Consider the following 4,571-nt stretch of genomic DNA (forward strand, 5'->3'; position numbering starts at 1 on the left):
CCGCGGGGGCTGGCCGCCCGGCACCGCCGGGAGCGCGCCGTGCGGGGCCTCCGGCGGCCTGGTCCCGGTCCCGTGCGGGGCCCGGTCGGGGGTGGGGGGCGTCAACGGGGTTCACCCCTTCTGGAGGATGATGACGGTCCATGCGCCGACGTAGATCCGGTCGCTGTCATTCAGGGGAACCTCCACGTTGGGGGCGATGGGGTTGGCGGTCCCGTTGACCGTGGTGCCGTTGGTCGAGCCCGGGTCGAGGATGGCCCAGGTGCCGCCGGGTTTGGCGACGAGGATCGCGTGGACGTGGGAGATGGCCGGGTCGCCGCCGGGACCGCCCAGGTCGATCTCGGGTGTGAAGCCGCGCGTGGCGCTGCGCCGTCCGATGTGCACCCTGTCCCCGGTGAGCGGCACCCGGCGCTGCGCGCTGCCCTTGGGGAAGGAGATCTGGTCGGGGTCGAGCATGCCCTGGTGGACCATGTACTGGTAGTAGGCGGGGTCGGCGACGACGACCGCGCGCCAGCGCGCTCCCGCCCGCCCTTCGTCGGCGCGGGCGCGCCGGTGGTCCTCGGAGCGCGAGGCGAAGTCGTATCCGCACTCCTCGCAGAACCGGCCCGCGCGGTAGGTGCCGCACTCGGGGCAGGGGCCTCCCCTGGGAGGGGTCACCGGGCGCGGCGGCGCGGGGGGCCGCGACGGGGCCACGGGGGGTGTGGGCGGTGTCGGATGGCGCTGCGACGGGGGCCGCGACGCGGGGGAGTAGGCCTGGAGGCGCAGCCCGCAGACGTCGCAGAAGTCGGTCGCCGTGGAGCGGTGCCCGGAAGGGCAACTCGGCATGGGTCCCTCCTACCCGGGTGTGGGGGCACCGCCGGCGTCCGGCCCGCTCTGCCGCGGCCGGGTCCGTACGGTCCGGGTCGAGTTGGTGTCCAGGGTCATCTCGTCGACCTTGCTGACACCGGGCTTGAGCCGGACGGTTCCGGTGACGGGGTCGACCACGTCGACGACCCTGCCGAGGAGCCTCGCGGTCTCCTCGTTGCCCGACTCGTGGGCGAGTGCGACGGCGCGGCCGAGCCGCGTGGTGGCGGTGTCGTCGTCGCCGTCGCGACGGGCCGCGAGCCCGTCCTGGATGGCCCTGGCCAGTTCGACCTGGCCGGTGTAGTGGGCCACGCGGGGGTTGATCTCGGTGGCGCGGGCCTCGTCGGCGGTCCACTCCGCGAGGATGTTGCCCGAGGCCAGGACCTGGTCCTCGGCTCCGGCGGTCCCGGGGAGCACCACGCGCACCCATCCGGCGCGCAGCTGGCGGCCGGGGACGCCGGGCGGCACCTGGACGCACACGTGGTAGTCGCGGCTCTCGGTGCCCCAGGACCCCGTGGGGTAGTCGCCCGACTGGGGCACGCGCTCCACGCCGCAGCCGGTGAGGTCGCTGACGGTGGGGGCGACCTGCTTGACGTGGCGGACGACGGCGTTCTGGGGCGTCCACAGCCGCAGCACCACGTCGGCGACGGTCTTGCCCATGGAGGCCTGCGCCATCGCCCGGAAGTCGGCCACCATGTCGGCGGGGTCGGCGATGATGCCTGGGCCTCCGCCGAGCAGGGCGGAGTCGATCCGGCGCAGCTCCTCGACCCTCCAGTCGGTGCCCACGCCCCGGCAGTCGCAGACGAAGGAGCCCGCGACGCGGTCGAGCGCCTGCCCGAAGACCGCGGCGGGCTCGTTGTTCTGGCCGTCGGTGAGCAGGATGGCGTGCTTGATGCCGCCCTCCACGGTCGCGAACAGCTCGGCGGCACGGACGAGCCAGGAACCCATGCGGGTGCCGCCGTCGGCGCGCAGTCCGCCGATCGCCTCCGCGGCCTCGGCGCGGGTGACGGCGTCGGCCCGCACCATCCGCCCGCCTCCCTCGGGGAAGAGCACGGAGGCGTCGCTGTGCCCGGCGACCACCGCGAAGTGGACGCCCTCGCGCAGGACGCCCACGGCGGCGCGGGCGGCCTGCTTGGCCGCGTCGATCTTGGCGCCGTACATCGAGCCGGAGGTGTCCACGATGATCACCTCGGCGGCGCGCACCGAGTCCCCCACCACCACGGAGCCGGTGGAGGTGACGCTGACGATCGCGTGCACCTCGCGTCCGCCCACCGGCAGGAGGACGTTCTGGTCGACCTCGATCCGGAAGCCCGGTTCGGCCGCGCGCTCAGTCGTGTCGGGCACGGGGACCCCCAGCGGGCACGGGAACGATCACGACGGTGATGTTGTCCTTGCCGCCCGCCTCCAGGGCGAGGTCGACGTAGGCGCGCGCGGCCTCGTGGGGTCTGGCCCCCGCCCCCGGGACGGCGTCGGTGAGCGCCTGCGCCTCGGGGAAGTAGTTCCACAGGCCGTCGCTGCACAGCACGACCGCGCCGGGGCCGGTCGGGGTCACGGTGGAGATGTGGGCGTCGATCTCGCCGGAGTCGGCGCCCATCCACGCGACGAGGGCGTGGGCGTTGGAGGAGCGCATCGCCTCCTCGCGGGAGAGCGCCCCCATCTGCACCATCGCCTCGCTCCAGGAGTCGTCCCTGGTCAGCAGGGCCGAAGCGCTGGAAGTGGGGCCTCCGGAGAGCCAGTAGGCGCGGCTGTCGCCGACCCAGCCGACGGTGACGGTGCCCGCGGCGGGGTCGTAGACCGCCGACACGAAGGTGCACGCGGGCGCGGAGCGGGGCGAGTCGGCGATCCCGGCGACCGCCTCGGCGGCCCGGATCATCGCCGCGCCGGTGGCCTCGCGGGGGTCGGCGCCCTGGCTGACGCGCTCGGCGAGGACGGCCACTCCGGTCTCGGCGGTGACGCGGGAGGCCTCGTCCGAGCGCGGCGAGCTGGACACCCCGTCGCAGACCACGGCGCAGACCACGCCGGGTGCGCGGGGGTGGTCGGCGTCGATCACACGGATCGCCATGGCGTCCTCGTTGCGCCTGTGCCGCAGCCCGCGGTCGCTGACGCCGACGGCGGCGCGCGTGCGCACCTCGACGTGGTCGCGCCCGGTGGGCTGGAGGAGGCCGCACCGCTCGCAGTAGCCGTCGCTGACCGCTCCGGGGCACCACGCGCACAGGCCGGGGTTGGCGGGCCGCACCGGGTTGCTCCCGGTGGCGGGCGGCGGCCAGTCGGGGACGGCCTCCGGCTGGGCGGCCGGGGGCGCGGAGGACGCGAACGAGGGCAGGCTGTCCCGGCGTATCGGCTGGGTGACCATGGAGTCGGCCGCGTGCGGGGCGGAGTCGGGCAGCGCCTGCGGCGCGGGCGCGTCCCGCCCGCCCGTGTCGAGGGACCGCAGGCTCACCTGCGGAGCCGTGGGTGCGCCGTCGTCGGGCACCAGGCCGGGACGCGCGTCGGCGCCGGGCGGCACGGCACCGGACGGACCCGGGGCTCCCCCGTTCCGCGCGCCGCCGTCGGCCCCGTCCCGGGACCACCCGCCGGGCGGTACCGCACCGGCCAGGCTCGCCTGCGGGGCGGTGGGCATGCTGTCGGGGTGCCCCGCGTTCTCCGCGCCCTCGGGGAGGGGGCGTCCGCACCCCTCGCAGAAGGCGTCCTCCGTGGACACCCTGTCCGAGCAGGCGGGGCAGGTCCGCACCTTGGTCATCGCCGTTCCCTCGTTCCTCACAGCAGCGTCACGGGGCGTAGGGAGTTGGCCCTGTCGACGAGCTCATAGCGTTCCGACGGCGCGACGGCGCGCTGGGCAAGCGCGCGGTAGCGGCGCTCCAGGTTGGCCCGCACACCGTTCTCGGTGAACGGGGCGCCGAGGAGCTCCTCCCCCGCCGGCGCCCCCGCACCCGCGCCGAGCCAGCCCAGGGCCGACTCCAGGACCCGTACCGTCAGGCGGTCGGCGGACTCGCCGTCCAGGCCGATCCGCTCCAGGCGCCGTCCGGCCTGCACGAAGTCGGCGGCCCCGGTGCCCTGGTGGTGCGCCGCGAGCACGGCGATCAGCGCGGTCTGGGCGTGGACGTGCAGCCGCGACAGCTCCGGGACCGTGTCCAGGACGGCGGTGGCAGCGGCACGGTCCCCCTGGACCAGGCGGATGCGGGCCAGGCCGAACGCGGCGCTGACGAAGGAGCGGTCGGTGTTCCAGACCGCCCGGAACAGGCGGGCGGCGGTCTCGTGCTCGCCGGTCCGTTCGCAGGCCAGGGCCAGTGCGAGCTTGGGCGCGAGTTCCCCGGGCAGGTGGTCGTACAGCTCGTCGAAGTGGTCGCGGGCGTCGCGGAACCGGCCGGTGCTCAGCTCGGCGACGGCCAGGTACCACATGGTGCGCCAGTCGCCCGGGACCACTTCGCTGAACCGCTGGAGGACGTCCATGGCCTCGCCCTGGCGTCCGACGGTGACGAGCGCGCGGACCAGCATCAGCAGGGTCTCGGGGGTGGGCGAGGGCATGGCGCGCAGCGCGGGGACGAGTTCCTCGGGCGGCAGGGTCTGGAAACCGCGCAGGTGCTGGGCGGCCGGGTCGGACTGGTCGATGAGGGGCGCGGGCAGCAGCGCCGCCGCGTCGGTGGGCGGGGGCGCGAGGAGCATGCGGTCGGCGTTGTGGGCGCCGGGGTCGGGTCGGGCGGCGGGGTTCTCCGCGCCGAACAGGGTCGAGG

The 4,571-nt window shown here is 75.6% G+C and carries 4 protein-coding genes; all 4 read right to left on the bottom strand.

Going from position 1 to position 4,571, the window contains the following annotated elements:
- Positions 1-111: 111 nt before the first annotated feature.
- Positions 112-822: an FHA domain-containing protein gene (locus DQW06_RS20750; RefSeq protein WP_013155398.1), complete on the bottom strand. Its 711-nt coding sequence runs from the start codon at positions 820-822 to the stop codon at positions 112-114.
- 9 nt (positions 823-831) lie between these two features.
- Positions 832-2,184, bottom strand: a complete 1,353-nt coding sequence (locus DQW06_RS20755; protein WP_117199131.1) for a VWA domain-containing protein — start codon at positions 2,182-2,184, stop codon at positions 832-834.
- Complete coding sequence (locus DQW06_RS20760; protein WP_071622928.1) at positions 2,168-3,580, bottom strand: PP2C family serine/threonine-protein phosphatase; 1,413 nt, start codon at positions 3,578-3,580, stop codon at positions 2,168-2,170. Before DQW06_RS20760 ends, DQW06_RS20755 begins: the two co-directional genes overlap by 17 nt.
- 17 nt (positions 3,581-3,597) lie before the next feature.
- The coding region (locus DQW06_RS20765; RefSeq protein WP_157983526.1) for a tetratricopeptide repeat protein at positions 3,598-4,571 on the bottom strand (974 nt) is incomplete at its 5' end.

It is taken from the genome of Nocardiopsis sp. TNDT3 (genome assembly GCF_003427465.1).
GTDB lineage: Bacteria > Actinomycetota > Actinomycetes > Streptosporangiales > Streptosporangiaceae > Nocardiopsis > Nocardiopsis dassonvillei.

Coding starts and splice junctions, on each gene's coding strand:
- DQW06_RS20750 (WP_013155398.1), bottom strand. CDS start 822: ATGCCGAGTTGCCCTTCCGGGCACCGCTCCACGGCGACCGACTTCTGC.
- DQW06_RS20760 (WP_071622928.1), bottom strand. CDS start 3,580: ATGACCAAGGTGCGGACCTGCCCCGCCTGCTCGGACAGGGTGTCCACG.